Annotated in this window: 16 protein-coding genes; 13 read left to right on the top strand and 3 right to left on the bottom strand. The window is 62.3% G+C overall.

Annotated features, from left to right (window positions below):
* The first annotated feature begins 43 nt into the window (after positions 1-43).
* The 7 genes from H620_RS0117575 to H620_RS0117545 all read left to right on the top strand — a co-directional run bounded on the left by H620_RS0117575 (position 44) and on the right by H620_RS0117545 (position 11,350).
* Positions 44-652 (top strand): cysteine dioxygenase family protein, encoded by a 609-nt coding sequence (locus H620_RS0117575; RefSeq protein ID WP_023380416.1) that lies wholly within the window; start codon positions 44-46, stop codon positions 650-652.
* Positions 649-2,235: a rhodanese-related sulfurtransferase gene (locus H620_RS0117570; protein WP_027907771.1), complete on the top strand. Its 1,587-nt coding sequence runs from the start codon at positions 649-651 to the stop codon at positions 2,233-2,235. Before H620_RS0117575 ends, H620_RS0117570 begins: the two co-directional genes overlap by 4 nt.
* Positions 2,236-2,552: 317 nt before the next feature.
* Positions 2,553-3,794 (top strand): multidrug efflux RND transporter periplasmic adaptor subunit MexE, encoded by a 1,242-nt coding sequence (gene mexE, locus H620_RS0117565; protein ID WP_023380414.1) that lies wholly within the window; start codon positions 2,553-2,555, stop codon positions 3,792-3,794.
* A gap of 12 nt (positions 3,795-3,806) precedes the next feature.
* Positions 3,807-6,986, top strand: coding sequence for an efflux RND transporter permease subunit (locus tag H620_RS0117560; protein WP_023380413.1), 3,180 nt, complete (start codon positions 3,807-3,809; stop codon positions 6,984-6,986).
* A complete protein-coding gene (locus H620_RS0117555) occupies positions 6,983-8,398 on the top strand; it encodes an efflux transporter outer membrane subunit (RefSeq protein ID WP_023380412.1) in 1,416 nt (471 codons plus the stop codon). The genes H620_RS0117560 and H620_RS0117555 overlap by 4 nt, the downstream gene beginning before the upstream one ends.
* A 189-nt stretch (positions 8,399-8,587) precedes the next feature.
* Positions 8,588-9,643, top strand: a complete 1,056-nt coding sequence (locus tag H620_RS0117550; protein WP_023380411.1) for a tetratricopeptide repeat protein — start codon at positions 8,588-8,590, stop codon at positions 9,641-9,643.
* A 111-nt stretch (positions 9,644-9,754) separates the two neighbouring features.
* Positions 9,755-11,350: a response regulator gene (locus H620_RS0117545; protein WP_027907770.1), complete on the top strand. Its 1,596-nt coding sequence runs from the start codon at positions 9,755-9,757 to the stop codon at positions 11,348-11,350.
* 6 nt (positions 11,351-11,356) lie between these two features.
* On the opposite strand, the gene H620_RS0117540 is transcribed toward H620_RS0117545, so the two are convergent.
* Positions 11,357-13,423, bottom strand: a complete 2,067-nt coding sequence (locus H620_RS0117540; protein ID WP_027907769.1) for an ATP-binding protein — start codon at positions 13,421-13,423, stop codon at positions 11,357-11,359.
* A gap of 245 nt (positions 13,424-13,668) precedes the next feature.
* Between H620_RS0117540 and H620_RS0117535 the strand changes: the two genes are divergently transcribed.
* Both H620_RS0117535 and H620_RS0117530 read left to right on the top strand, forming a co-directional pair.
* Entirely contained in the window at positions 13,669-14,355 is a 687-nt protein-coding gene (locus tag H620_RS0117535) for a type 1 glutamine amidotransferase domain-containing protein (protein ID WP_023380408.1), read from the top strand.
* A gap of 96 nt (positions 14,356-14,451) precedes the next feature.
* A complete protein-coding gene (locus tag H620_RS0117530) occupies positions 14,452-15,291 on the top strand; it encodes a CSS-motif domain-containing protein (protein ID WP_238346517.1) in 840 nt (279 codons plus the stop codon).
* Between the two features lie 19 nt (positions 15,292-15,310).
* On the opposite strand, the gene hppD is transcribed toward H620_RS0117530, so the two are convergent.
* Positions 15,311-16,387: a 4-hydroxyphenylpyruvate dioxygenase gene (gene hppD, locus H620_RS0117525; RefSeq protein ID WP_023380406.1), complete on the bottom strand. Its 1,077-nt coding sequence runs from the start codon at positions 16,385-16,387 to the stop codon at positions 15,311-15,313.
* A gap of 301 nt (positions 16,388-16,688) precedes the next feature.
* Between hppD and H620_RS0117520 the strand changes: the two genes are divergently transcribed.
* Together H620_RS0117520 and rarD are read left to right on the top strand one after the other, a co-directional pair.
* Complete coding sequence (locus H620_RS0117520) at positions 16,689-18,275, top strand: EAL domain-containing protein (RefSeq protein ID WP_027907767.1); 1,587 nt, start codon at positions 16,689-16,691, stop codon at positions 18,273-18,275.
* A gap of 35 nt (positions 18,276-18,310) precedes the next feature.
* On the top strand, positions 18,311-19,198 hold the full coding sequence (gene rarD, locus H620_RS0117515; RefSeq protein WP_023380404.1) for an EamA family transporter RarD: 888 nt from the start codon (positions 18,311-18,313) through the stop codon (positions 19,196-19,198).
* Here the strand turns inward: rarD and H620_RS0117510 are convergent.
* A complete protein-coding gene (locus tag H620_RS0117510) occupies positions 19,161-20,732 on the bottom strand; it encodes a TerC family protein (protein ID WP_023380403.1) in 1,572 nt (523 codons plus the stop codon). The genes rarD and H620_RS0117510 overlap by 38 nt on opposite strands.
* Positions 20,733-20,991: 259 nt before the next feature.
* Between H620_RS0117510 and H620_RS0117505 the strand changes: the two genes are divergently transcribed.
* The gene (locus H620_RS0117505; protein ID WP_027907766.1) at positions 20,992-21,573 is read left to right on the top strand and encodes a LysE family translocator; all 582 of its coding nucleotides are present in this window, start codon (positions 20,992-20,994) and stop codon (positions 21,571-21,573) included.
* A gap of 153 nt (positions 21,574-21,726) precedes the next feature.
* A partial coding sequence (locus H620_RS25885; RefSeq protein WP_155950797.1) for a hypothetical protein occupies positions 21,727-22,096 on the top strand: 370 nt, incomplete at its 3' end.

Raw genomic sequence — 22,096 nt, 5'->3', positions numbered from 1 at the left:
GACTTTGCTAGGGTGATTCAGACCTCTCCATCGAGCCCTTACCATGAGCCAACCGCTGCGTCTTGACCGTTTGCGCTTGTTCATAAGCGAACTTTCCGATCTTTTGGACCGGGAGACCGACGAGGCCGCCCTCCTCGACCACGGCCAGGGTCTGCTTGGCAGCCTGGTCGCTCACGATGACTGGCTGCCCGCGGACCTGGCTCAGCCCGATCCGACCCGTTACCAGCAGTACCTGTTGCATTGCGACTCGCGCCAACGCTTTTCCATCGTCAGTTTCGTCTGGGCACCGGGGCAGCGCACCCCGATCCATGACCATCGCGTCTGGGGCCTGATCGGCATGCTGCGCGGAGCCGAATACTCGCAAGGCTTTGCCCGCACCGAACAGGGCGCACTGGTGCCCGCTGGCGAACCTGTACGCATCGATCCGGGGCATGTCGAAGCTGTCTCGCCCCGCATCGGCGACATCCATCAAGTAAGCAATGCCTTCGACGACAGGGTGTCGATCAGCATCCATGTCTATGGCGCCAACATCGGTGCCGTTCGGCGCGCCGTATACCTGGCCGACGGCAGCGAAAAAGCCTTCATTTCCGGATACACCAATACCCGCTTGCCCAACATCTGGGACCTGTCCAAAGAGACCCCTGACCTATGAGTACTGTGACCACCCGGACCTACCAGGACATTCGTCGAGCCCTGCTGGCCCATCAGGAGCTGGCACTGATCGACGTCCGAGAAGAAGACCCGTTTGCCCAGGCGCACCCATTGTTCGCCGCCAACGTTCCGTTGTCGAAACTGGAACTGGAAATGTTCGCCCGCGTACCGCGTCGCAGTACCGCCATCACCCTATATGACGATGGTGAAGGACTCGCGGACCGAGCGGCGGAGCGCCTGCTGGCGCTGGGCTACAGCGATGTGGCATTGCTGCAGGATGGCCTGGCCGGCTGGCGCGCTGCCGGCGGCGAGCTGTTCAGAGACGTAAACGTACCGAGCAAAGCCTTTGGCGAGTGGGTCGAGAGCGTGCGCCATACCCCGTCGCTGGCGGCCGAGCAGGTGCAGGCGTTGCTGGATGCCAAGGCCGATGTGGTGGTACTCGACGCCCGGCGTTTCGATGAATACCAGACGATGAGCATACCGGGCAGTATCAGCGTGCCGGGTGCCGAATTGGTGCTGCGGGTTGCCGAGCTGGTGCCCAGCGCCGACACCCAGGTGATCGTCAACTGCGCCGGGCGCACCCGCAGCATCATCGGCACTCAGTCACTGGTCAATGCCGGGATCCCCAACCCGGTGGCAGCGCTGCGCAATGGCACCATCGGCTGGACCTTGGCGGGGCAACAACTGGCCCATGGCCAACAGCGCCGCTTTACCGAAGTGACCGAGTCCAACCGTGCCGTGGCAGCCAAGCGTGCGCGCAAGGTTGCCGATAAGGCCGGTGTCCTGCGCCTGGAGGTCAAGGGGCTCAGGGTCTGGCAGGCCGACAGCCACCGCACCACGTACCTTTTCGATGTGCGCACACCTGAGGAATATGCCAAGGGCCATGTGCCTGGAAGCCGTTCGGTGCCTGGCGGGCAGTTGGTGCAGGAGACCGACCATGTGGCCAGCGTGCGCGGTGCGCGTATCGTGTTGGTCGATGACGATGGCGTGCGGGCGAACATGAGTGCTTCGTGGCTGGCGCAGATGGGCTGGCAGGTGGCTGTGTTGGATGGGCTTACCCAGGACCACTTCAGCGAGACAGGTGACTGGAAAGCCCCGCTGCCGCCACTGCCGCAAGTGACCGAAATCAGTGTCGAGCAGTTGCAAGGCTGGCTCGAATCCGCCAGTACCGTAGTGCTGGATTTCACGGCCAGTGCCAACTACGTCAAGCATCATGTTCCGGGTGCCCATTGGGCTATCCGGGCGCAACTGCCCCAGGCCCTGGAGCGGTTGCCTGTAGCCGAACGTTATGTGTTGACTTGCGGCACTGGCCTGCTCGCCCGTTTCGCAGCCGTCGACCTGCAAGCACTGACCCACACGCCCGTGTATCTGCTCAGCGGGGGCACCGCCAGCTGGATTGCCGCTGGCAAGCCGCTGGAGAGCGGTGAGACCCATTTGGCGGTGGCGCGCACCGACCGCTACCGCCGGCCTTATGAAGGCACCGATAACCCGCGCGAGGCCATGCAAGGTTATCTGGATTGGGAGTTTGGTCTGATTGCGCAGTTGGAGCGCGATGGCACTCATGGATTCCAGGTGCTGAGCTAGGGTCTGTAAGAAAAGTTTTGAGACGAAGGTCTGGCAAGGCGAAAACAGCCGAGGAAGCGGAGTTTACGGGTTGTAAAGAGCATTCCGAGGCTGTTTTCAACGCAGCACCACCGAGTTTCAAGGCTTTTCGTACAGAGCCTGGAGAAACGGGGCCGCTTCGCTCGGAGGGACGCCTGCAGCGCTGATCCATGCCCCACATCGATGTCTGACCACGCCTTATCATTGCGCGTGATAATAACCTTCGTTCCATTCGATTCGTGCGCTACGCGCAAGACACTCACACTCCGTCCACTACTAATACATTGGCGGAGTTCTCCATGGAACAATCACTCAAACCCTTGCGCTTCCCCCTCGCTGCCCTGGCAGTCGTGGTGCTGAGCGCATGCGGTCGAACCCCGGACGCCGTGCAGGCCCCCGCCGCACCGAAAGTCAGCGTCGCCAAGGTGATCGAGCAACCGATCAACGAGTGGGACGAGTTCACCGGCCGCCTCGAAGCGCCAGAAACCGTTGAAGTACGCCCTCGGGTCTCAGGCCAGATCGACTTGGTAGCCTTCACCGAAGGTGCCCAGGTCAAGAAAGGCGACCTGTTGTTCCAGATCGACCCACGTCCGTTCCAGGCTGAAGTCCGCCGACTCGAAGCCCAACTGCAACAAGCCAAGGCCACCGCCATTCGCAGCGCCAACGAAGCCCGCCGTGGCGAGCGCCTGCGCGACAGCAACGCGATCTCCGCGGAATTGGCCGAATCGCGCAGCAGTGCCGCCGCCGAAGCCCGTGCCGGTGTCGATGCCATCCAGGCCCAACTGGACCTGGCCCGCCTGAACTTGAGCTTCACCCGCGTCACTGCGCCGATCAGCGGCCGGGTCAGCCGCGCTCAGTTCACCGCCGGCAACATCGTCACCGCCGATGTCACCCCGCTGACCAGCGTGGTGTCCACCGACAAGGTGTATGCCTACTTCGACGCCGACGAACGCGTGTACCTGAAGTACACCCAACTGGCCCGCGAAGGCCAGCGCGGTCAGAGCACGCCTGTTTACCTGGGCCTGACCAACGAAACCGGTAACCCACACCTGGGCCAGATGAACTTCGTCGACAACCAGGTCAACCCACGTACCGGCACCATCCGCGGCCGCGCCGTGTTCGATAACCGCGACGGCCAGTTCACGCCAGGCCTCTATGCGCGGCTGAAGCTGGTCGGCAGCGCCCAGTACGATGCGGTGCTGATCAACGACGAAGCCGTGGGTACGGACCTTGGCAAGAAGTTCGTGCTGGTCATGGACAAGGACAACAAGGCCAGCTATCGCCCAGTAGAACTGGGGCCGAAGCTCGAAGGCCTGCGCATCGTGCGCAGCGGTCTGACCAAGGACGATCGCATCGTGGTCAAGGGCCTGCAGCGTGTGCGTCCGGGGTCGCCAGTGACGCCGGAAGAAACGCCTATGGCCAGCGAGCAGACCCTCGCCGCCCTCGCCCAGCAACGCCAAGCCCTCGAGGCCAGCAATCGGACGCAGAAGGTAGCGGGCTCCACCGAAAAAGTCGCCAGCGCCCAAGCGCCACGCGGTTAAGGGATCACACCGATGAACTTTTCGAAATTCTTCATTACCCGGCCGATCTTCGCTGCCGTGCTGTCGCTGGTGCTGTTGATCGCGGGCTCGATCTCGCTGTTCAAGCTGCCGATCAGCGAATACCCGGAAGTGGTACCGCCCACCGTGGTGGTGCGCGCCAACTTCCCCGGCGCCAACCCCAAGGTGATTGGCGAAACCGTCGCCGCGCCGTTGGAGCAGGCCATCACTGGTGTCGAGAACATGCTGTACATGTCCTCGCAGTCCACCGCCGATGGCAAGCTGACCCTGACCATCACCTTTGCCCTGGGCACCGACCTGGACAACGCGCAGGTGCAGGTACAGAACCGCGTCACGCGTACCCAGCCCAAGCTGCCTGAGGAAGTGACCCGCATTGGTATCACCGTCGACAAGGCATCGCCCGACCTGACCATGGTCGTGCACTTGACCTCGCCGGACAACCGCTACGACATGCTCTACCTGTCCAACTACGCCATCCTCAACATCAAGGACGAACTGGCGCGCCTGGGCGGCGTCGGCGACGTGCAACTGTTCGGCATGGGCGACTACTCGCTGCGGGTATGGCTCGACCCGAACAAGACCGCTTCGCGTAACCTGACCGCCAGCGATGTGGTGGCCGCCATTCGCGAGCAGAACCGCCAGGTGGCCGCCGGCCAGCTGGGCGCCCCGCCCGCCCCTGGCAGCACCAGCTTCCAGCTGTCGATCAACACCCAAGGTCGCCTGGTCAACGAGGAAGAGTTCGAGAACATCATCATCCGTGCCGGTGCCGATGGCGAAATCACTCGCCTGAAGGACATCGCCCGCGTCGAGCTGGGCTCCAGCCAGTACGCACTGCGCTCGCTGCTGAACAACCAGCCGGCGGTGGCCATCCCGATCTTCCAGCGGCCTGGCTCGAACGCCATCGAAATCTCCGACGAAGTGCGGGCGAAAATGGCCGAGCTGAAGAAGGACTTCCCGGAAGGGATGGACTACAGCATCGTCTATGACCCGACCATCTTCGTTCGTGGCTCCATCGAAGCGGTAGTGCACACCTTGTTCGAAGCGCTGGTGCTGGTAGTGCTGGTGGTGATCCTGTTCCTGCAGACCTGGCGCGCCTCGATCATCCCGCTGCTGGCCGTCCCGGTGTCGCTGATCGGCACCTTCGCGGTGATGCACCTGTTCGGTTTCTCGCTCAATGCCCTGTCGTTGTTCGGGTTGGTATTGGCCATCGGTATCGTGGTGGACGACGCCATCGTCGTGGTGGAGAACGTCGAACGTAACATCGGGCTTGGCCTGAAACCGCTTGAGGCCACGCAAAAGGCCATGGGCGAAGTGACCGGTCCGATCATTGCCACTGCCCTGGTGCTGTGCGCGGTGTTCGTGCCTGCTGCGTTCATTTCTGGCCTGACCGGGCAGTTCTATAAGCAGTTCGCCCTGACCATCGCCATTTCGACCGTGATTTCGGCATTCAACTCGCTGACCCTGTCGCCGGCGCTGGCTGCCGTGCTGTTGAAGGAGCATCACGCGCCCAAGGACCGCTTCTCGCGGTTCCTCGACAAGCTGCTGGGTAGCTGGCTGTTCGCGCCGTTCAACCGTTTCTTCGACCGTGCCTCCAATCGCTACGTCGGCGGCGTGCGCCGGGTCATCCGCTCCAGCGGCATCGCCCTGTTCGTCTACGCTGGCCTGATGGGCCTCACCTACCTGGGCTTTTCGTCCACCCCGACCGGTTTCGTACCGGCCCAGGACAAGCAGTACCTGGTGGCCTTTGCCCAGTTGCCAGACGCGGCGAGCCTCGACCGTACAGAGGCGGTCATCAAGCGCATGAGCGAAATCGCCCTCAAGCAACCCGGCGTCGCCGACTCGGTAGCCTTCCCGGGGCTGTCGATCAACGGCTTCACCAACAGCCCCAATAGCGGCATCGTGTTCACCCCGCTCAAGCCGTTCGATGAGCGCAAGGACCCGAGCCAGTCGGCTGCAGCCATCGCCGCTGCGTTGAATGCCCAGTTCGCTGACATCCAAGACGCCTACATCGCGATCTTCCCACCGCCACCGGTACAAGGCCTGGGCACCATCGGCGGCTTCCGCCTGCAGATCGAAGACCGGGGCAACCTGGGCTACGAAGCGCTGTACAAGGAAACCCAGAACATCATCGCCAAGAGCCACAACGTGCCGGAGCTGGCTGGCCTGTTCACCAGTTACCAGGTCAATGTGCCACAAGTCGATGCCGCCATCGACCGTGAGAAGGCCAAGACCCATGGCGTGGCGATCACCGACATCTTCGACACCCTGCAGGTCTACCTCGGCTCGCTGTACACCAACGACTTCAACCGCTTCGGTCGCACCTACCAGGTCAACGTCCAGGCCGAACAGCAGTTCCGCCTCGATGCCGAGCAGATCGGCCAGTTGAAGGTACGCAACAACCTCGGCGAGATGATCCCGCTGGCGACCTTCCTCAAGGTCAGCGACACCTCCGGACCTGATCGGGTGATGCACTACAACGGTTTCATCACCGCGGAAATCAACGGCGCGGCCGCACCTGGCTACAGCTCCGGCCAAGCCGAGGCCGCCATCGAGAAGCTGCTCAAAGAGGAACTGCCCAATGGCATGACCTTCGAATGGACCGACCTGACCTACCAGCAGATCCTCTCGGGCAATACCGCACTGCTGGTGTTCCCGCTGTGCGTGCTGCTGGCGTTCCTGGTGCTGGCCGCCCAGTATGAAAGCTGGAGCCTGCCGCTGGCGGTGATCCTGATCGTGCCGATGACCCTGCTGTCGGCCATTACCGGGGTGATCGTATCGGGTGGCGACAACAACATCTTCACCCAGATCGGCTTGATCGTACTGGTCGGACTGGCATGCAAGAACGCGATTCTGATCGTCGAGTTCGCCAAGGATGAACAGGCCAAGGGCCTGGACCCATTGGCGGCTGTACTGGAAGCCTGCCGTCTGCGCCTGCGCCCGATCCTGATGACCTCGATCGCCTTCATCATGGGTGTGGTACCCCTGGTGTTCTCCTCCGGCGCCGGATCGGAAATGCGCCATGCCATGGGTGTCGCGGTGTTCTCGGGAATGATCGGGGTGACCGTGTTCGGGCTGTTCCTGACGCCAGTGTTCTTCTTCCTGATCCGCCGTTTCGTCGAGCGTCGCCAGGCCCGCAAGGCTTCGCACGTGCCATCGCTGGAGAGCCACGCATGAACCTGCTCAAACCCCTGACGCCTAGCCTGCTGGCACTGGCCCTGGCGGCCTGCGCGGTGGGCCCGGACTACAAGACACCGGACACCGAACCTGCGCATCTGGACACCCAGGCCCAAGCCCAGGCGTTCGATCGCAGCCACTTCGAAAGCGTGTGGTGGAAGCAGTTCGACGACCCGGTGCTCAACCAGCTGGTGCAGGCCTCGTTGGAAGGCAACCGCGACTTGCGCGTGGCCTTCGCCCGCCTCAAGTCGGCGCGGGCGATCCGTGAGGATGCCTCGAACGATCAACTGCCGGTGGTGACCAGTCGCGCCAGCAGCGAAATCGGCAAGGGCCAGATTCCCGGCCAGACCGAACAGCGAGTCAACAGCGAGCGCTATGATTTGGGCCTGGACATGGCTTGGGAGCTCGACCTTTTCGGCCGCATCCAACGCCAGATCGAGGCCAGCGAAGCCCAGGAGGCAGTCGCCCAGGCCGACCTGCAACAGCTGCAGGTCAGCCTGATCGCTGAACTGGTCGACGCCTACGGTCAACTGCGCGGTGCTCAGTTGCGCGAGAAAATTGCCCTGGCCAACCTCAAGACCCAGGAGGAGTCGCGTGCCATCACCGAAACCCTGCGTGACGCCGGGGTCGGCAACGAACTGGACGTAGTGCGCGCCGACGCGCGGCTGGCCGGGGTCGAGGCGACCGTACCGCAACTGCAGGCCGAACAGGTCCGGGCGCGCAACCGCATCGCCACCCTGCTTGGCCAGCGTCCGGATGCACTGAGTGTCGACCTCTCGCCCAAGGCGCTGCCGGCCATCGCCAAGGCCCTGCCGGTGGGTGACCCGGGCGAGCTGCTGCGCCGCCGCCCGGACATCCGCAGCGCCGAACGCCAACTGGCCGCTGCCACGGCAAACGTTGGGGTGGCTACCGCCGACCTGTTCCCACGGGTAAGCCTCAGCGGCTTCCTGGGTTTCACCGCCGCGCGCGGTTCGCAGATCGGCTCGTCCGCGGCCAATGCCTGGGCGCTTGGCCCCAGCATCACCTGGGCCGCCTTCGATCTGGGCAGCGTGCGGGCACGCTTGCGTGGAGCCAAAGCCGATGCCGAAGGCGCCCTGGCCAACTACGAGCAGCAGGTATTGCTGGCCCTGGAAGAATCGGCCAACGCCTTCAGCGACTACGGCAAGCGGCAACAACGCTTGCTGTCGCTCATGCGCCAAAGCGACGCCAGCCGCAAGGCCGCCGAACTCGCTTCGGTGCGCTACCGCGAGGGCACGGTGGACTACCTGGTGCTACTGGACGCCGAACGCGAACGCCTGAGCGCCGAAGACGCCCAAGCCCAGGGTGAAGTCGAGCTGTATCGCGGCATCGTCTCGATCTACAAAGCCCTCGGTGGCGGCTGGCAACCCGAGACAGTGGCCAGCGCCCACTGATTCAACGACTCCTTTGGTTGGATCCTCCGCCAACCGTTTGCCCCGCTGGCCTCGCGCCTGCGGGGCTTTTTTGTTCATCCTTCGCCTACGCGGCACCGAGCCGACCGCAGACAAGGGTTGAGCCAATGCACCTTGCAGACAGGGGCATTCTGCCCCAAGCTCTGCCTTCCCACCGCCATGGATCGCCCGATGCTCAAACGCCACCACTACCTGATCGCCTTGCTGGCGCTGGTCCTGGCGACGACTGCGTTGGTCTTCCTGCGCCGCGATGACCAACCCACGCCGCCGACCTTGCCTGCGCACAGTTATGCCAAGGCATTGCGCCAGGCCCATGAAGGCCTGCCAGGCGCCGCGCGGGTGCTGTACCAGCAATTGCAACGCAACGACCTCGCGCCGATTCGCCGCGCCGCACTCTACGCCGAGTTGCCCAACTACCCGTCGCCACAAGCACTGAAGCTTGCGCAGCAAGATTTGGAGCATGACGAGCCGCTGGTACGCCGGGCTGCCATCGCCGGCATTCGTCGGTTGCTGCCTGCCGCGCAGCGCAGCCTGGTGCTGGGGCCGCTGCTGGACGACGACGACCAGAGTGTGCGCTTCGCGGCGGTGGACGCCCTGCTGGGTCTGGACCCGGACGCCATCGGCCTGTATTTCGGCCCCCTGCAAGCGGCGCTGGAGCAGTACCAGCAGGCGCTGGAAAAGCAGCCCGAGGATGCCGCCGCGCAGGTGCACCTGGCTCGCCTGTATCTGCATGAAAACGACTATGACCAGGCTGCCATGGCCCTGCAACGTAGCTTGGCCGTGGCGCCGGACGGCCTCGATGCCCTGGCCACTCAGGTGCGCTTGCTCGAGCGCCAGGGACAGCATGATGAATCACGTCAGGTGCTGGGCAAGGCGCTGGCCTTGCGCCCAGACTCGGCGTTTCTGCAGTACGAGCTCGGGCGATGGCTGAACCGTCATGAACAACGCGAATACGCATTGCTGGCCCTGGCCCGCGCGGTGGAACTGGAACCCGACAACGCTGATTATCGTTATGCCCTGGCGGTGACCCTGCACGACCTGGAACAGGGCGATGCCGCGCAGAAGCAACTGGAAACCCTGCTCAACCGTCAACCGGCAAACCGGCGCGCCAGGCTGTTATTGATCAAGTACTGGAAAGAGACCGGCCAACTGCAGAACGTGCAGGTGCTGTTGGCTGAACTGGAACGACAGAACCCTGATGATCCGGTGCTTCAACAAGGTTTGTAGCAAGCTCGGAGATTGTCGTTGAACCCTTGACGATGCGCCGTGGTCCAGAGGTTATCGGACCTCAAGGCGAAAGCGCCCCCAGGCGCTGCCCATCGACACGGGAGAGTCGTTTTGGCCAGTTCATTGTCGCTGGATGAGCGCGCCCTGATCCTGGCCCCCGCCCAGCTCGGCGCGAGCACCTCGAAGCTACTGGCGACAGCCGGTATAGACTGCCTGTGCGCGCGCGATATCGACCATCTGCATAGCTGCCTGGTCGAGGGCGCAGGCTTGGCGATCATCGCCGAAAAGACACTCAGAAGTTGCAAAGATACGTTGTTGCGGGAGTTCATCAAGGATCAGCCCTGCTGGTCGGACCTGCCCATCGTCCTGCTCACCGCCCCCCGCTCCCCCCTCACCGCCCCCCTTGGGCACCCCTTGGGAAACTTGTCCCTTTTGGGCTCACCCTTCGCCGATGAACAACTTCTGCTGTTGGCCAGGAATGCGCTGCGTAATCGTCGCCGCCAGTACTTGGCACGCGACCAGCTCCAAGCGCTGCAACAACAACTCGATTCGCGCAGCCAGACGCCGGCGTTGGCTGTGCATCAAGCACGCAAGATGGAAGCCATCGGCCAGTTGGCTGGTGGCGTGGCGCATGACTTCAACAACCTGCTGACCAGCATCGGAGGCAGTTTCGAACTGATCGACCGCCGCTTGAAGCAAGGCCGCAGCGAGGGCCTCGAAAGCGTGCTGCGGATGGGCCGGGAGGCCGTCAGCCGGGCATCCCTGCTGACCCACCGTCTACTGGCATTTTCTTCCAGACAGTCGCTGCACAGCCAGCGCATCGAACTGCGCGCCTTACTGGAGGCTCAGCGGTTGCAGGACAACTACAGCGACTCGGTCACGCTTGAGCTGCAGCTGCCGGATACACTATGGGCCGTCGAGGCGGACGGTGTGCAACTGCAGCAGGCCCTCGACAATTTGCTGCTCAACGCCTGTGAGGCCATGCCCAGCGGCGGCGCGTTGAGGATAGAGGCAAGCAACCAGCGGGTAGAAGCCGATCCCGGAAGGGGTGACAGCCTGAGTACCGGCGACTATCTGCGGCTGAGCATCATCGATGATGGCCAAGGTATGTCGCAAAGTACCCTCGAACACGCTTTCGAACCGTTCTTCAGCACCAAGCCCGTGGGCCAGGGTATCGGCCTTGGCCTTTCGATGGTGTACGGTTTCAGCAAACAGTCCCGTGGCCATGTCGCCCTGTACAGCCAGATCGGCCAGGGTACGCGGGTGGACCTTTACCTGCCACGCCATGCTGGGCCGGCGCAGACAGTGCAGGCCGTGGACCCACCGACCTCGCCCATGGAGAGCCGTGACGTGCTGGTGGTCGAGGACGACCCACATGTGCGCTGCTTGTTGTGCCAGGCACTACAGGAGGACGGGGCCAACTGCCAGAGCGCCAGCAATGCCAACGACGCGTTGAAGTTGTTGCGCTCTGCGCAAAACGTGGATTTGCTGATCAGCGACGTCGGTCTGCCTGGCATGAATGGCCGACAATTGGCCGAGATTGCTCGCACCCTCCGGCCGGGGCTGGCGGTGCTGTTCATCACTGGCTATGCCGAGACGGCCATGGCCCGCGAAGGCTTCCTGGCGCCTGGCATGCAGTTGATCAGCAAGCCGTTCGAGCTCAAGGAGCTGCAGCGACAGGTTGCCAGGATGCTGGGCAAACCTTGAGATGACTCACTCGGCCAGCAACCGTAAGGCCTGGCTGGCGAGACTCTGGAACTCAAAAGGCTTGAGCAGCAGCGCGGTGCCCGGTTCTTCGAACAACTGGGTTTGCAATGCAGGCTCGACAAAACCCGTGATGAAAAGGACCCGCTGTTCGGGCACCAGTTGGCGCATCGCCCGTGCCAGCTGCCGACCGCTGAATCCACCCGGCAAGCCGATATCGGTGATGACCAGGTCGAAGGGGCCAGCTTGGCGGAAACGCTGCAGGGCCTCGCCAGCATCGCTGGCCTGGTGAACGTCGAAGCCACACTCGTGCAGATACTCGCGCATCAGCGCGCGCAGGTTCAGCTCATCGTCCACCAGCAGCAGGCGTTGTCCGCGGGCCCATTCAACCACCGGCGTCGGTGGGGGGGGGTCAACGGGCAGTGGTTGGTGGCAGCGCGGGAACAGCATCGAGACCCTGGCACCCTTGTCCGGTGCTGAAGTGATCCATACGTATCCGCCGGACTGGCGAACGAAACCGTAGACCATCGGCAGCCCCAGCCCAGCACCGCTACCTATGGACTTGCTGCTGAAAAACGGTTCGAAGGCACGGGCCATCTCCACCTCGGACATACCATGGCCATCGTCCTCCACGTGCACCGCTACATAATCCCCTGGCGGCAAACCCGTCTCATCGGGAAACGCGGTGGCAAGGCGCTCGTTGGCGCAGCGAATGGTCACGCAGCCACGCTCCAGGCAGGCTTCGCGAGCATTGCTGCACAGGTTGATCAAGGCCGTCTCGAACTGCGTACTGTCAAGGCAAACGGTCCAGGGTTCGATATCCAGTTGCCATTGCAGGCGCATCTCGGCACCCAGGGTCTGAAGTAACACGGGCTGAAGTGCCGACAACTGCCGGTTGAGGTTCAACGGACGGGGCTTGAGCGGTTGATTGCGGGAAAAAGCCAGCAACCGATGGGTCAGGTTCATGGCGCGCTGCACTGAATCGCGCGCCATGTCGACGTAGTCCCCCAAACGCTCCAGACGCCCTTGGTCCAAGCGTCGCTGCAACAACTCAAGGCTACCGCCGATGCCGGACAGCAAATTGTTCATCTCATGTGCCATACCGCCTGCCAGCTGGCCAACGACTTCGAGTCGCTGACTGTTGCGTAGCAACGCCTGGGATTGGCGCATGGCCTCGTCACGATCATCGGTGATGTCGCGGCCGACCGCGGTCAACAGCGAGCCGTCGAACTTGGCGGTCCAGCGGAACCATCGGTAGTGCCCGTCCTGATGACGCAAACGGGTTTCGAACGTATCGTCGGCATTGCCAAGGATGAAGTCGACCACCGCCACCTGCACCTCGGCGCGGTCCGCCGGATGGATCAACTCAAGTACCGAACGGTCGCGTACCTGGTCTTCACTCCACCCCAGAATGCGGTACCAGGTGGGATTGGCATCCTTCAACACAAGTTCCGAGGTGACAGTCACCATCGCATCGCGCGACAGCGCCCAGAGGTGCTCGCGGTCGACCATGTATTTCTGGATTTGCGCCTGCAACACCTGCACCTGGTCCCGCCACGCTCGCTGCAACTCGGCGCCGGCCGTGGTTTCCATCACCGTGTGCAGAAAACCTGCCACCTCCCCATGGTCATCACGCACAGGGGAGTAGCAAAAGGCGAAGGAGCCCTGCTCTCCCTGGGCGCCACGACCGACCACAATGGGCTTGTCCCCGATGCAGCTCGCGTGGCCTTGCAGCGCTTTGAATACCCACGGCCCCACTTCGTCCCAGGCCTCATGCCATAGCCTGTCGAACCCTTGGCCCAAGGTATCCTGTTGCACGGGATGCAGCGCCTGGTAAGCCTCGTTGTGGATGACCGTCAGGTCCGGCCCCCAGACCAAGGCGCTAGGGAATGGGGTGTTGAGCACCATGTCGACCGCAATGCGCAGCGGAGCTGGCCAACGCGGCAAGGGGCCCAAAGCAGTACGCCCCCAGTCGAAGCGCGCGATTCGCTCGGCGAGGGTGCCTGCGGCATCGGTGTCTGTCGCCTGGGGAACGCCCCGCGGACCGGGTGGGTGTGGCGTACGGTTTGCGCCCAATATGTCGATTCCACTGTGGGGTAGAAGAAAGGATTGGCTGCATCATCTGCGCGAACGAGCGCCTCTGCAAGACATCTGTAATGTTAACCATTACGCGTGCACCACACGCGCTGCGAAATGGCGCGCCCTCAGGAAGATAGCATAACGCCACCATCACAATGGCGTGAGCGAAAACCCCAGCTATGCTGATTAGGCCTCACCTGCCGCCTGTTGCTTTATTCCTTCGCTGCCAATGGAGCCTGGTCATGAGTAAGAAGATTCTGGTTGTGCTGACCAATACAGCCAAGTACCCGACACTCAAGCGAGCGACCGGACTGTGGCTGGGGGAGGCAGTGCACTTCGTCGAAAAAGTGCAACAGGCCGGCTATGCCGTGGACTACGTGAGCCCCAGCGGCGGCTATGTGCCGATCGACCCTCACAGCCTGCAACTGGCCCCAGACCTGGACTGGCAGTGGTACAACGACAAGACGTTCATGAACCGGCTAGGCGCTTCGCTGCAGCCCGGGCAGGTCAAGGCCGATGAGTACAAGGTCATCTATTACACGGGGGGACATGGGGTCATGTATGACTTCCCCGACAACCCGGCGCTGCAGGACCTTGCGCGTCGAATCTACGAAAACCAAGGCATCGTTGCCGCCGTCTGCCACGGTGTCGTGGGCTTGCTGAACATAAAACTCAGTGACAACAGCCTGTTGCTGAAAGATCGGCAAGTCACCGGATTTTCAAATATTGAAGAGAAACTGGCCGAGCTCGATGCCGTGGTGCCCTTCCTGACCGAGAACGAACTGACAGCGCGGGGCGGTCAGTACCTGAAACACGACGACCCTTGGCAGCCCTTCGTGGTTGAAGATGGCCGGCTCATTACAGGTCAGAACCCCGCCTCCACGGGTGCGCTGGCGGAAAAGGTACTGGCAAAGCTCAAGGTGCGATGAACCTTACAGCGATTTCCCCCTGATCCCTACCTACGCATCGCCTGCGGATTACAGCCTGAGTAACACAGCTTACTTAGGCTCACCCTTCGTTTGCTCATGCGGCAGACCTACGAGGGGGAAATGCAGGCTATGGCGAAACTCACACAGATCGGCCGCATCATGCTGGCACCGATGCTGGCCTTGACCACCAGCCTGATGCCGGTTGCCAGTGGGCTGGTGGTGATGTTCTACCAACTGGAGCGCAAGCTCGAAGAAAACGCGCGAGTTTCCGTTCAGGAAGCCGTCTACGCGATCGATGGCGCATTGGATCGGTTGCACGCGTCGGCAGAACTGGTTTTGCCTTTGGCTGGCAAACCCTGTTCGCAAGCCCAAGAGAAGCTGGTGGGCCTGCTGCAGGGAGGGCAACGCCTTCAATCGCTGGTGCTGGCGCAGGAGGGCAAGGGCTATTGCTCGTCGATGGATGACGCGCTGTTGTACGACAGCCTGTTCATCGACCAAGACCACCCTGCAATGCTCGTCTTCGACCCGCCCACTGCGCCCAACGCAGTGTTGGTCGTGTATCAGCTGAGGCAGGACAACCTGCGTGTCTACGCATCAGCCTATGGCATGGAACTCCGTAACGAGCTGCGCGGCTTCCAGGATGGCCTGACGCTGCTCCTTGAATTTGGCGAGGACTATATCTGGAGTCATGGCGACAGCCGCGACGCTGATCGGCCTTCCCAATCGGAGTTCTTTGAAACGGCTCACTCCGAGAAGTACGGCTATACCGTCAAAGGCGGCTATGAAACAGGGTTTACCGCTCGAGAAGCCCGCCAGTCGTTGTTGCAGACGATGCCGTCAATCGCCCTGGTCGGGATACTGACAGGCTCGATCGTCTACTGGGGGATGGTAAGGGTGCGTCGCAAGGCGTTGGGTGCCACCGCCATCAGGTCATGACGGCAGCACCCCTGTGTCGTCAATCGACGTTCAGGACACCGCGGCGCACCTGGTCGCGTTCGATGGATTCGAACAGGGCCTTGAAGTTGCCTTCACCAAAGCCGTCATCACCTTTGCGCTGGATGAACTCGAAGAATACTGGCCCCAGCAGGGTCTCCGAGAAAATCTGCAGCAACAGGCGCTTGTCGCCCGCTTCGGACGCGCCGTCGAGCAAAATGCCGCGAGCCTGTAGCTCGGCCACGGGCTCACCGTGGCCTGGCAGCCGCTCTTCGAGCATCTCGTAGTAGGTCTGCGGCGGTGCGGTCATGAAGCGCATGCCGAAGCCCTTGAGGGCGTCCCAGGTCTTTAGCAGGTCGTCCGTGAGGAAGGCCACATGCTGGATACCCTCGCCGTTGAACTGCATCAGGAACTCTTCGATCTGCCCTGCACCTTTGGACGACTCTTCATTGAGCGGGATACGGATCATGCCATCGGGCGCGGTCATGGCGCGCGAGGTCAGACCTGTGTATTCGCCCTTGATGTCGAAGTAGCGAATCTCGCGGAAGTTGAACAGCTTCTCGTAGAAGCCGGCCCAGTAAGCCATACGCCCGCGATAGACGTTGTGGGTCAGGTGGTCGATGATCTTCAGGCCAGCACCGACGGGGTTGCGATCCACGCCGTCGATGAAATTGAAGTCAATATCGTAGATCGAACTGCCTTCCTCGAAACGGTCGATCAGGTACAGCGGTGCCCCCCCGATGCCTTTGATTGCCGGCAGGCGCAGCTCCATCGGTCCGGTCTCGATTTCGACCGGCTGAGCGCCCAGCTCCAGGGCGCGGGCGTAGGCTTCATGGGAATTGCGAACACGAAATGCCATGCCGCACACCGACGGGCCATGCTCGGCTGCGAAGTACGATGCGATGCTTTTCGGTTCGTTGTTCAAAATCAGGTTGATGCCACCCTGACGGTACAGGTGCACATCCTTGGAGCGGTGGGTCGCCACCTTGGTGAAACCGAGCATCTGGAATACCGGCTCCAGCACCCCCGGCGTCGGCGACGCCAGCTCGATGAACTCGAAGCCCATCAGGCCCATTGGATTGTCGAAGATATCAGCCATGTTCGTGTCCTCATCTGCAGCGAAAAATGATCAATTGCCTGTGATGCGGAACGTAGATGGTGGGGAGCACGGGATACCCCGCACGCTGCGGGCGAGGAAGTCACCAATGATCAGCTTGAACCCATGGTATGTCATATGGACCCATTCTCGGCGGGCTGGATCCTCCGTAGGCGAAGGACCTTATTGTTGTATTCGTAAACCGATTCTACATTGCGTAAATACCTTTGTCGCGCTTTAGTTCGCGCTGCACGCCGACGAGCGGCTATCCTGTGCAGGTCTTCCTTTACAAGATTAGGTCAGCATGCCCCTCACGGTTAAACGCCCCGCCCGCTGGAGTTGGCGAGCACTGCTCCCCTGGCTCATTGGCGTATTGCCACTGGCGTGCGGGCTGGTGGTCATCGACTGGCAAACCCAACGCGAGCTGCGCGCCAACAGCCTGGCCACCACGAGTCAGGTGGTGACCCATGTCGAGCGCATTCTCGACAACCTCTCTGGAGCCGCCCAGGCCTTGCTGCCACTGGCCGGCAGCCCATGCGAGCAGATCAAGCTCAACCTGCGCGGCCAGGTAACCCGCAACGCGTTCGTGCGCTCGACCAACCTGTTCCAGCACAACAGCCTGTACTGCACCTCATTGTTCGGCGAGTTCGACGAGCCAGTCGATGCCCGCGATTACACCGAGGGTAAACTGTGGCTGATGGACGGCAATTCGGTGACTCCCGGTCATCCATTGCTGGTGTACCGTGCCAGCGAAGGTGACCGGGGCGCCATCACCACGGTCGATGGTGAACACCTGCTTACGGCGCTGCGCCTGATCGGCCCAGATGAAGTATTGCAGATCCGTGTCGGCGATAAATGGATGGGCAAGGACGGCGTGGTACGCCAGGGCATGCCCCCCGTTGCGCCCATCGCCAGTGTCGAACGAAGCTCCACCCGTTATCCCTTCAGCATCCACGGCGGTTATGAGGCAGGCAAGCAAGGCGCGGTGCTGCGCAGTCATTACCCGGCGCTGCTCAGCCTGTTGCTGTTCATCGGCGCGGTGGCCGGGGTTGCATGTCATTGGCAGATCCGCCGTGCCTCGTCGCCGCGCAATGAACTAAGGCGCGCCCTGGAGGCCGACGAGTTCCTGCCGTACTTCCAGCCGGTGGTGCGCAAGGGTGACTATCGCTGGGCGGGGGCCGAGGTGCTGATGCGCTGGAACCATCCTCGCGAAGGACTGGTGCGCCCCGACCTGTTCATTCCATATGCCGAACACAGCGGCCAGATCGTCGCCATGACCCGCGCCCTGATGGTGCACACGGCACAGACCCTGGCACCCTACTGCTCGCTGATCGAAGACGGATTCCACATCGGCATCAACATTACCGCCGACCATTGCCGCGACCTCGGCTTGCTCGACGACTGTCGAACTTTCCTCCAGCACTTCCCGCCCGGCCGAGTGATCCTGACTCTGGAATTGACCGAGCGCAAACTGATCGAGCCCACACCCGTCACCCTGGAGTTGTTCGAGAAACTTCATGAAATGGGGGTGATGATCGCCCTGGACGACTTCGGTACCGGCCAATCGAGCCTCAACTACCTGCGGCAGTTCCAGGTCGACTACCTGAAGATCGATCAGAGTTTCGTTGCCATGATCGGTGGCGATGCCCTGTCCCAGCATATCCTCGACAGCATTATCGAACTGTCGGGCAAGCTGGGCCTGGGCATCGTCGCCGAGGGTGTGGAAACCACTGCCCAACGGGACTACCTGGCACACCACCAGGTGGATTTCCAGCAGGGCTACCTGTTCGCCAAGCCCATGCCGGCGGCGCAGTTTCTCCAGGCACTGGCGGCCCGCCCAGGCATCACGCAGTTGCCGCAGGGCGCGCCCCCTGAGATCATGCGCGGCTGATCCAGCGGCTTAACTCCCCCTATTTCGAGGCATTCGTGTCAAAAGGCATTCTCTCGTCGGTCATGGCGTCCTGTCTGTTCGCTGTGATGTACTTCTATACCTCTTTGCTCTCACCGCTCGACGGCGAAGAAATCTTCGGCTGGCGCACGCTGTTGACCCTTCCCTGCCTTACCCTGTTCATGCTGCTGACCAAGGACATCAAGCTGGTCGGCGGGCTGCTTGGCCGAGTGCGGCAGAATCCGCTGCTGTTGCTGGGCATGGTTGGCACGTCCTGGTTGATGGGCGTGCAGTTGTGGCTGTTTCTCTGGGCTCCTCTGCACGGGCGTAGCCTGGAAGTGTCGATGGGGTACTTCCTGCTGCCCCTGGCGATGGTGGTGACCGGGCGCATGGTGTACGGCGAACGGCTGTCCCGCCTGCAGAAAGTGGCAGTGGCCTGCGCCGCGCTGGGCGTGGGGCACGAGTTGTACCAGAACGGCAGCTTCGCCTGGGAAACCTTGCTGGTGACCCTCGGTTACCCGATCTACTTCGTGCTGCGTCGCCGCTGTCGCACCGACCACCTGGGCGGGCTTTGGTGCGACATGTGCCTGCTGCTGCCGTGGGCCGTGTATTTTGTGACCCAAGGCCCCCTGAGCGCCAACGACCTGCTGCAGCACCCTGCCCTATACGGTCTGATTCCGTTATTGGGAGCGATCAGTGCCTGCGCCCTGATCGCCTACGTGCTTGCCAGCCGGCTGCTTCCGTTCAGCCTGTTTGGCCTGCTCAGCTATGTGGAACCCGTTTTGCTGGTAGGTGTAGCGTTGCTGCTGGGCGAGACCATCGGCCCAGACCAGTGGCTGACCTACCTGCCGATCTGGGCCGCGGTGTTGGTGCTGGTGCTCGAAGGAATCAAGCACCTGCTACGCCAACGTCGTCGTCCGGTTTAAGGCGCACCTGGCGCACCCGGCGCTCCTCCACCGCCACCACCGTCATGACCCAGCCATTCCAGGCCAGACGGTCACCGACCACCGGCAAGCGGTCCAGCAAGCTCATGACCAGGCCCGCGAGGGTCTGGTAGTCCTCGGTGGCACGGGCGCTGAAGCCGGTTCGCGCCTGCACCTGGCTCAGGTTCAGGGCGCCGTTGACCACGAAACCATCGCTGTCTTCGACTACGCCTGGGCCCTCGACTTCGCTGGCATCGGGCAGCTCGCCTGCAATCGACTCGAGGATGTCGGTCATAGTCAGCAGACCGGTGAAATCACCGAACTCGTTGACCACGAACGCGATGTGGGTCGACTGGCTGCGCATCTGCTCCAACGCGTTAAGGATGCTGAAACTCTCCAGCAGGTTCAGCGGCGCCCGTGCCATGCGTTCGAGGTCGAACTGGCTGCCTGACAACAGCTCCTTGAGCAGTTCCTTCTTGTGCACGAAGCCCAGCGGCTCGTCGATCCGGCCATCGCGAATCAACGGCAGACGCGAATACGGAGAATGGGCCAGCGCCTGGGTAATGGCTTGGGCCGGTTGCGCCAGGTCGATGGCATCAACTTGGGTACGCACCGTCATCACTGTGCGAATCGGCCGTTCGGCCAGGTTCAGCACACCACTGATCATGACCCGCTCGCGACGGTCGAACAGCACTTGCTCCTCGCCACCTTCGACCAGGTCGGCAATTTCTTCGCCCACCTCGTCAGCTTCCACCCGTCGCCCGCCCAACAGGCGCAGCACGGCATGGGCGGTGCGGTCACGCAGCGGTCGGTGCTGTTGCAGGCTGCGCTTGCGACGGGCCCGGGCCAACTGGTTGAACAGCTCGATCAGCAGCGAGAAGCCAATGGCCGCGTACAGGTAGCCTTTGGGGATATGGAAGCCCAGGCCTTCGGCGGTCAGGCTGAAGCCGATCATCATCAAAAAGCCCAGGCACAGCATGATCACCGTGGGGTGGGCGTTGACGAAGCGGGTCAACGGCTTGCTGGCCACGATCATGATGCCGATCGAGAAGATCACCGCGATCATCATCACCGACAGGTGTTCGACCATACCCACGGCGGTGATCACGGCGTCCAGCGAGAACACCGCATCAAGCACCACGATCTGCGCCACGATAGGCCAGAACGCGGCATGGCGTGCCACCCCGCTGCTCTGGGCCACGTGCCCTTCCAGCCGTTCGTGCAGCTCCATGGTGGCCTTGAACAGCAGGAACACACCACCGAACAGCATGATCAGGTCACGGCCGGAGAAGCTCTTGCCGAATACCTCGAACAGCGGCGCGGTGAGAGTGACCATCCACGAGATACTGGCCAACAGGCCCAGGCGCATGATCAAGGCCAGGCTCAGGCCAATCACCCGCGCGCGATCGCGCTGATGGGGTGGCAGCTTGTCGGCCAGAATGGCGATGAACACCAGGTTGTCGATACCCAGCACCAGCTCGAGGACGATAAGCGTCAGCAGGCCCAGCCAGGCCGTGGGGTCGGCTAGCCATTCCATTAGCGGGTACTCACGGGGAAAGCGTCACAAGGACGGGGGAAGGATGGCCAGGAAGGCCGGAGACTGGGGGGCTCCGCGAAGGTGCTCATACGTACCTTGATCAAGAAATAGGAAGGTGATCCTACAATCACCGTGGGTTCTTTCGACAGCGCAAAAATATTACAAAAGCTGTAACCGCCGCTGTGAGGGACTTTTCTTCAATACATCGCCCACCTACCAGGCCAGGATCGTGGCATCTTCCACACGAGGAAATGCACCCATGACTCTCGCGCTTTCCATGGCCGCCTTTGCGCTGGCAGCTTCCATTTCACCGGGCCCGGTAAACATCGTTGCCCTGGGCAGCGGTGCCCGCCATGGTCTGCGGGCCAGTCTGGGCCACGTGGCAGGCGCCACGCTCGGGTTCTGTGCACTGTTGCTGCTGGTCGGGCTCGGGGTGCACGAACTCCTTGCGCGCTGGCCCATGGTTGGTGTGCTGTTGCATTGGGGGGGCGTAGCATTCTTGCTGTACATGGCATGGAAGCTGGCCCTGGATGACGGTCAGCTGAACAGTGCACTGCACCACAGTGCCCCCACTGCCTGGCATGGCGCAGTCATGCAATGGCTCAACCCGAAGGCCTGGCTGGCGGCGGTGGCCGGGGTCGGTGCCTACACCGGTGGCGAGCAGCACTTGCTGTGGTTGTTCACTTGGATCTACGGGCCGATCTGTTTCGTGTCGGTGGCCGGCTGGGCCTGGGCCGGCAGTGTGATTCGACGGTATCTGGGTAACCCACGGCGAGTGCGGGTGTTCAATCGAGGGTTGGCGGCGTTGCTGGTGGCCAGTGCGGGGTATCTGGTCATTTAATGGAAGATCGGCGCACAAGATCCGATCTGCACGCGTCGACTTTTCCTACAGTGCGGATCGAATTTGCCTGGCATCTAGTCAGGTAACCCCACTCATACCCTTTGGCCTTCTCGGATTTCCCGGGGTAATCCCCCGGCTAGGAAGGCCTGCCAAATGCCCCAAGGTTCCCCCGGATCCGCGCTGTCCGAGCGCGAGGTCCAGATCGCCATCGCCCCGCTGGAAACCCTGCTGCGCGAAGACCTCGGTGCCGCTGCCGCCGCCGTCGACCAGTGGCTGCAGGACATCAGCTGCGGTCTGCTCGACCTGCAATCGGTGCGTTATCACCTCGAAGCCTCGGTGCCGGTTGTGGCCAACGCCTTCGCCCTGGTGGATGCGCTGCTCGATATCGCCGAGCTGGTACGAAATCCCAGCAACGATCCGCTGCAATGGGTCAGCCTGGGCATCAACCTGATTGGCGTGGTGCCGGTTCCGCTCGGCCTGCCGCGGGCGCGCATGGTGCTGCGGCCGGTGCTGCACCTGACCC

The organism is Pseudomonas taiwanensis DSM 21245, assembly GCF_000425785.1.
Lineage (GTDB): Bacteria > Pseudomonadota > Gammaproteobacteria > Pseudomonadales > Pseudomonadaceae > Aquipseudomonas > Aquipseudomonas taiwanensis.
This window is presented reverse-complemented; position numbering and strand designations above follow the sequence as displayed.

Coding starts and splice junctions, on each gene's coding strand:
- H620_RS0117555 (WP_023380412.1), top strand. CDS start 6,983: ATGAACCTGCTCAAACCCCTGACGCCTAGCCTGCTGGCACTGGCCCTG.
- H620_RS0117560 (WP_023380413.1), top strand. CDS start 3,807: ATGAACTTTTCGAAATTCTTCATTACCCGGCCGATCTTCGCTGCCGTG.
- H620_RS0117550 (WP_023380411.1), top strand. CDS start 8,588: ATGCTCAAACGCCACCACTACCTGATCGCCTTGCTGGCGCTGGTCCTG.
- H620_RS0117570 (WP_027907771.1), top strand. CDS start 649: ATGAGTACTGTGACCACCCGGACCTACCAGGACATTCGTCGAGCCCTG.
- H620_RS0117530 (WP_238346517.1), top strand. CDS start 14,452: ATGCGGCAGACCTACGAGGGGGAAATGCAGGCTATGGCGAAACTCACA.
- hppD (WP_023380406.1), bottom strand. CDS start 16,387: ATGGCTGATATCTTCGACAATCCAATGGGCCTGATGGGCTTCGAGTTC.
- H620_RS0117510 (WP_023380403.1), bottom strand. CDS start 20,732: ATGGAATGGCTAGCCGACCCCACGGCCTGGCTGGGCCTGCTGACGCTT.
- mexE (WP_023380414.1), top strand. CDS start 2,553: ATGGAACAATCACTCAAACCCTTGCGCTTCCCCCTCGCTGCCCTGGCA.
- H620_RS0117520 (WP_027907767.1), top strand. CDS start 16,689: ATGCCCCTCACGGTTAAACGCCCCGCCCGCTGGAGTTGGCGAGCACTG.
- H620_RS0117535 (WP_023380408.1), top strand. CDS start 13,669: ATGAGTAAGAAGATTCTGGTTGTGCTGACCAATACAGCCAAGTACCCG.
- H620_RS0117575 (WP_023380416.1), top strand. CDS start 44: ATGAGCCAACCGCTGCGTCTTGACCGTTTGCGCTTGTTCATAAGCGAA.
- H620_RS0117505 (WP_027907766.1), top strand. CDS start 20,992: ATGACTCTCGCGCTTTCCATGGCCGCCTTTGCGCTGGCAGCTTCCATT.